The sequence below is a fragment of the Sulfuritalea sp. genome (assembly GCF_017302275.1).
In the GTDB taxonomy this organism is placed as follows: domain Bacteria; phylum Pseudomonadota; class Gammaproteobacteria; order Burkholderiales; family Rhodocyclaceae; genus Sulfuritalea.
Genome location: NZ_JAFLDR010000078.1, coordinates 1 through 5673, shown reverse-complemented (window position 1 = coordinate 5673; position 5673 = coordinate 1). Strand labels below are relative to the sequence as shown.

Sequence of the window (5673 nt, the reverse complement as noted above, 5' to 3'; positions counted from 1 at the left end):
GTCCAAAAATAGGATCAATTTTACCCTCACGGGCTTTTCCGGTCACATCGGTGGTATAGAGGTCTAAGGCTGTTTCGCCGCTTGGTTGTTCGCCATCGGTGGCTCCGGCGGCTGCGCCCGCCTTGCCGGCCCAGGCCCCGGCAGCGGCAGACAAGCCGGTGATGCGTTGAGTCGGACGTGAACCGGGCGCGACCATGATCGAACTGCTCCAGTTCCGCCACTCGCCCTACAACGAAAAAGTGCGCTGGGCGCTCGACTTGAAGCGCGTGCCGCACCGGCGCCGCAGCCTGCTGCCGGGGCCGCACATGGGCGTGGTGAAGAAGCTCACCGGCCGCACCCAGACGCCGGTGCTGGTGCTGGACGACGGCTCCGCCATCGCCGGTTCGGGGCGCATCCTCGACTGGCTGGAGCAGCACCATCCCGCACCGCGCCTGACGCCCGACACTCCGGCCGAACGCGAACAGGCGCTGATGATCCAGCGACACTTCGACGACGACATAACGCCGCGCATCCGGCGCACCGTGCTCGACGCCCTGCTGCGTCGCCCGCGCTTTTTCGCCGCCGTGTTCGCCGAGGCCGAATCGCCGCTGAAGCAGCGGCTCTACTCGCTGATCGTGCCGCTGGCAGCACCCATGGTGCGCAAGGGCAACGGCATCACCGGCGCCGCCGCCGTGGCCGACGGCATTGCCGCCGCACACGAAGCCCTGGACTCGTCGCCGCGCAGGCCAAAGGGACCGGCTACCTGGTCGGCGATCGTTTCGGCATCGCCGACATCACCGCCGCCACCGCGCTGGCCACCGTGGTCCGGCCCGACAATTCGCCGATGCAAAGCCCGCAACCGGTCGACCCGCTGTTCGCGGAACTGATCGCACCCTTCCGCGAGCATCCGGGAGCGCAGTGGGTGCGCGACATCTACGCCCGGCACCGTGTCGCCAGCGCCGACTTCGAAGGGCCCAGCCCGTATTGACCGGTAGATCGTTGCGGCGGCGATCTCAATGGAACCGTTCGGCCCGAGCCTGTCGAAGGCCTGTCGTGGCAAGGAAAACGCGGTTCGACAGGCTCACCGCGATCGGTAACGGGTCTTGCTGGAACGATCCACTAGCTTCCGCCGAAACGCGGCGGCCGCTTTTCGAGGAAGGCGGCGAGGCCCTCGGCATAGTCCTGCGTGGCGAGGAAGGCGAAGCTGGCGCGCTTTTCGTCCAGCGTCAGCGGCCTGCCATCCATCAGCCGCGCGATCCACTGCTTGTGCCAGCGCGCCACCAGCGGCGCTCCGGCGGCGATGCGGGCGGCGGTCGCGCGCGCTTCGTCCGCCACCGCGTGGTCGGCCACCACGCGCGTCAGCAAGCCCTTGGCATAGGCCTCGACCGCGGACAGCAGGCGGCCTTCGAGCAGGATTTCCTTGGCCACGGCCGGCCCGGCCAGCTTGAGGAAACCCGCCAACTCGCCGGGATACATCGAAAAGCCGAGCTTCATGATCGGCGCGCCGAACTTGGCGCCCTCGCCCGCGATGCGCAGGTCGCAGGCGCAGGCGATCTCCAGCCCGCCACCGACGCAGGGCCCGAGGATCGCCGCCACGGTCGGATGCGGGCAGGACTCGATCGCCGCCAGCGCCGCGCCCACCGCCTCGTGATAGGCCAGCGCACTGTCGACGTCGGCGCGGCCCGTCCTGAATTCCTCGAGGTCGCCACCGGCGGCGAAGGCCGCGCCCTCGCCGCGCAGGATCACGCAGCGCAGGATTTCGTCGGCGGCCAGCGCCGCCATGGTTTCGCGCAGGCGCCGCCACATGAATGCATTCAGCGCATTGAGCTTGTCGGGATTGAACAGGGTGACGGTGGCGATGGCGCCGTCGCGCTCGCAGAGGATGTCGGGGTTCATGTCGATATTCCGGTGTCGATCAGCAACAATAACCCAAGCGCGCCGAAGGCGGGCAGGCCGCGTGCTTCACAGCGCGTCGGATTCGACCACCTGCACTCCGGGTTCGCGTGACAGCGCCCCGTGCAGCAAGGCCTGGGCGATCTGTCGGGGCGTCACGACGCGGTACTTCTTCGGGATCACCGGCTTCAAGGCGCGGGCGAACAGCACCCCAAGGTGTTCGGCCGGCCGCGCCCGTTCGCGCTCGGCGTCAATCAGCGAGGGGCGCACGAGGGTGGTGCCGGCAAATCCGAGGTCGATGATGCCCTGTTCGGCCTCGGCCTTGGTACGCAGATAGAAGTTGCCCGTCGCGCTGGCGCCGAGCGAGGAATTCAGCGCATAGCGCGTGGCGCCGGCGGCCTTGGCGAAGCGGCCGATCAGGATCGGCAGGTCGCGGTCGACGCGGGCGAATTCGGCCTGCGACCCGGCGGCGCGGATCGTGGTGCCCAGGGTGCAGATCACCGCGTCGCAGGCCCAGAAATCCTCGTCGCCGGTCAGGGTGCCCAGGTCGAGCACCGGATTGTCAAGCTTCGCCGCGCGTCGCGACAGCGGGCGCCGGGTCGGCGCGGTGATCCGGCGGATCTCGCGCCGGTCGAGCGCCTGCTCGAGCACCGCCCGGCCGACGGCGCCGGTGGCGCCGACGAGCAGGAGAGCAAGACCGCTAGCCATGGATCAGGGCCTTAACAACATGAACGCAGGGAACATGGAAATCCGCACCGTTTCTGGTTTCTTGCCGGGGCGGCGCGCTCCGCAACGATCAAGCCGCCGACTTCATCACGAAGTCCGCACGAATTTCATCGAAAGGCACGACGAGCTTGCCGTCTTCGGTCTTTTCCACCATGCCGACCTCGATCATTGCCGCAGCATCCTCATGAACCCGCTTCACGTCGCGGCCCAGCGCACGCGCCAGGGCGCGCACCCCGAGCGGCCCGGCGCCTTGCAGGCACTCGATCAGTTCCCAGCGCTTGGGCGTGAGGACGCGGAACAGGGCCGCAGGCGATTCGAAATCGAAATGCTCGCCCTTGTATTTCCCGCTCTTCCAGGCCGAAAGAAATCCGGCGCGCACCGCCTTCAGCGATTCATCGACCTTGCGGATACGGATGCTCGCGGTTCTCATCGTCCAGCCCTCCTGTCTTCAACTTCACGCAGAAATTCGTCGATCAGCTTTTCCGGAGTCTCGAAGCGGTAAGCCTGCTCGCGACCCCCCCGATGGCGGTGATCCCCCTTCGGCCGCTCATTGTCGTAGCCGAGCAGACGCTCGCCGGGTCGCCCGTAAAACAACCGATATTTGTATGGATGACTGCATCCCTCGACCGGCACGGCAAGCCGCCAGACCACGATCTCGAGGATTTCGCCATCATCGAAATCCACCCGGTGCCGGTAAATCAGCGTCGCCTTCATGTTGGCAAGTATGCCAACATGAAGGCGTGTTGTCAACTACGCCAACATTCATTTCGCCGTGTCGCCAGCGCCGACTTTCCGGGATTGGCCAGCGCAGCTCAATCTATATCGAACCCGACCCCTTATCGCGCTTCGTGGCGACGACGCCGTCGCTTCGGGTGCTGGCGATACGGCGATGGTCTGAATAGTTGAAGCCAGTCGAGGGTTCCAGACCGCCAAACACGTACGGCTAATCCGGCAACAGGCGTCGAGTTTCACCCTAGTCGTGCATCTGCTTCGCATGGCTGTCCTTCGCCAGCGTCAGGACGAAGGCCGCCACGATCATCGTCGCGAACATCAGGGTGAACGCGCTGCGGTAAGCGGAAGCGTCATACACGCGCACGCCGTTCGCCAGCGCGCCGTTCCAGCGCTGGTCGAGGATCCAGCCCACGGCCGGCTGCAGCAGCATGCCGCCCAGCAGCGGCCCCATGTTGCAGACGCCCGAGGCGGTGCCGACCAGGCGCAGCGGCACCGATTCCTTGGCCCAGGCGAAGCCGATGATGATGTTGCCGGAGGCGAAGCCGGTGGGCACCAGCAGCAGCACCAGCGCCCACAGCGGCAGCGGCAGGTAGAGAATGGCCGACCAGCCGAGCAGGGCGACGCCGGAGGCGATCAGGTAGAGCGGCTTCCTCATGCCCATGCGCTCGGACCAGCTGCCCAGCGTCGGCCCGCCCAGCGCCCAGGCCACCAGCAGGGTCGAGGTGATCGCCGCCGCGGTCTTCGGGTCGAGGCCATGCACCTGGCGCAGGAAGGGCACGCCCCACAGCCCGGCGAAGGTCAGCACCGCGCCGGAAAAGCCGATCGGCACCAGGGTGAGGATCCAGACGTTGGGGTAGGACAGCACCTCGAGCAGGCCGCGCCAGAGCGAGCTGCCTTCGTGAGCGCCATGCACGCCCTGGAAGTGGCTGGCGTAGCCGCGCTCGACCGGGTCGTCGCGCACGCGCAGCCAGGTGACGACGCAGAGCACGGCCGTCAGCGCCGCCGATACGCCCATGACGCCGCGCCAGCCGAAAGCCTCGACCAGGTAGCGCAGCGGCACGCCCGCCACCACGCCGCCGACCACGCCCATCAGGAGCGCCATGCCCGAGGCCAGCGCGTACTGCTTCGGCGCGAACCAGTGGCTGGCGAGCTTGAGCATGGAGACGAAGGCCACCGCCACCGAGGCGCCGATCAGGAGCCGCCCCATGTTGGCCCAGAACAGGGTCGGCGCGAAGGCGAACAGCGCCGTGCCCAGCGCCGCCACGCCGGCGCCGGCGGTGAGCAGGCGGCGCGGGCCCCAGCGGTCGGCGATCATGCCGGTCGGCACCTGCATCGCCACGTAGGAATAGAAATAGAAGGCCGAGAGGTTGCCCAGTGCCGCGCCGCCGATGGTGAACTCCAGCATCAGCTGGTCGGTGATCACCGCCGGCGCCACGCGCTGGTAGAAACCGATCAGGTAGAGCAGCGCGCCGAGGCCCCAGACCGACCACGCAAGCGTGGCCGTTGGAAAAGTGAGCATTCCCCCCGGCCCCCTTTCCGGGAAAGGGGGTGACTTGGCCAGGTCCGCATGCGCGGACGCAGAGGACGGGCTAGTCATGCGGCAACGTTCTCCGCCCACCACAGCCGCGCCTTCAAGCCCCAGGTCGTGGCGTAGCCGACGACACGAAAGCGGATGTTGCCGGCGCCATCGACGACGAAATGCGTCGGCACCCCGCGCACACGCCAGTTCTGCGCATGGCGGCCGTCGGCATCGACCAGCGCCGGCAGTTCGATGCCGCGTTCCTGCAAATGTTTAATCACGGCTGCCGCATCTCCCGATTGCATCGCCACCGAGATCACGCGATGTTCCTTCGCCACTGCAACGATGTTGTCTTCCTCGGCGGTGCACACCGGACACCAGGTGGCCCAGAAGGCGACCAGGGTTGGCGCGCCATTCGCCGTTTCGCCAGCGACCGAAGGAAGTCCCTGTGGGGCGCCGACTTTTATTTGGCTGCCATCGGTCAGCACTCCCGCAAGCGGCGGCGCGGCGCCCTCCGGCAGCCCGCGCGTTTGCCAATGCTGCGCGCCAAGGATCACGGCAAGGATCAGGGCAGCTTCGAGCAACCAGCGTTGCCAGCGCTTTGTCGGGAGCAGGGTTTGAATCCTGGAGGAGAAATTCATCGTCCAATCTTAACGGACGCAGCCCTCTCCGGGCCATGTCCTGTCCGGCGTTGAATTGTCGCGGGTTTTTAGACTTGTCCGGTTCTGTAGCACATGAATTGTCCGCTTTTTCTGTTGGGGGCGGGAAGCGGCGGAGGGCGTAGCCCGCAGCCGGTTTCGGCCCCCAACGGCGCGTCTGGCGGA

At 67.1% G+C, this 5673-nt stretch carries 8 protein-coding genes; 1 reads left to right on the top strand and 7 read right to left on the bottom strand.

The features are described from left to right. Positions 1–196, bottom strand: a 196-nt coding sequence (locus J0M27_RS21035; RefSeq protein ID WP_294996586.1) for a hypothetical protein, incomplete at its 3' end; no start/stop codon positions are given. On the opposite strand from J0M27_RS21035, the gene J0M27_RS21030 reads away from it, so the two are divergent. Next, positions 195–866 (top strand): glutathione S-transferase N-terminal domain-containing protein, encoded by a 672-nt coding sequence (locus J0M27_RS21030; RefSeq protein WP_294996583.1) that lies wholly within the window; start codon positions 195–197, stop codon positions 864–866. The genes J0M27_RS21035 and J0M27_RS21030 overlap by 2 nt on opposite strands. A gap of 232 nt (positions 867–1098) precedes the next feature. On the opposite strand, the gene J0M27_RS21025 is transcribed toward J0M27_RS21030, so the two are convergent. From J0M27_RS21025 to J0M27_RS21000, 6 genes are all read right to left on the bottom strand, one after another. Further along, a complete protein-coding gene (locus J0M27_RS21025) occupies positions 1099–1875 on the bottom strand; it encodes an enoyl-CoA hydratase-related protein (protein ID WP_294996580.1) in 777 nt (258 codons plus the stop codon). Between the two features lie 66 nt (positions 1876–1941). Beyond that, positions 1942–2580, bottom strand: a complete 639-nt coding sequence (locus J0M27_RS21020) for an NAD(P)H-binding protein (protein WP_294996577.1) — start codon at positions 2578–2580, stop codon at positions 1942–1944. A gap of 88 nt (positions 2581–2668) precedes the next feature. Beyond that, a complete protein-coding gene (locus J0M27_RS21015) occupies positions 2669–3028 on the bottom strand; it encodes a DNA-binding protein (protein ID WP_294996574.1) in 360 nt (119 codons plus the stop codon). Then, positions 3025–3312, bottom strand: a complete 288-nt coding sequence (locus J0M27_RS21010; protein ID WP_294996572.1) for a DUF6516 family protein — start codon at positions 3310–3312, stop codon at positions 3025–3027. Before J0M27_RS21010 ends, J0M27_RS21015 begins: the two co-directional genes overlap by 4 nt. A gap of 259 nt (positions 3313–3571) precedes the next feature. Further along, the gene (locus J0M27_RS21005) at positions 3572–4849 is read right to left on the bottom strand and encodes an MFS transporter (RefSeq protein ID WP_294996569.1); all 1278 of its coding nucleotides are present in this window, start codon (positions 4847–4849) and stop codon (positions 3572–3574) included. Positions 4850–4923: 74 nt separating this feature from the next. Further along, the gene (locus J0M27_RS21000; protein WP_294996567.1) at positions 4924–5490 is read right to left on the bottom strand and encodes a redoxin domain-containing protein; all 567 of its coding nucleotides are present in this window, start codon (positions 5488–5490) and stop codon (positions 4924–4926) included. Between the last annotated feature and the right edge of the window lie 183 nt (positions 5491–5673).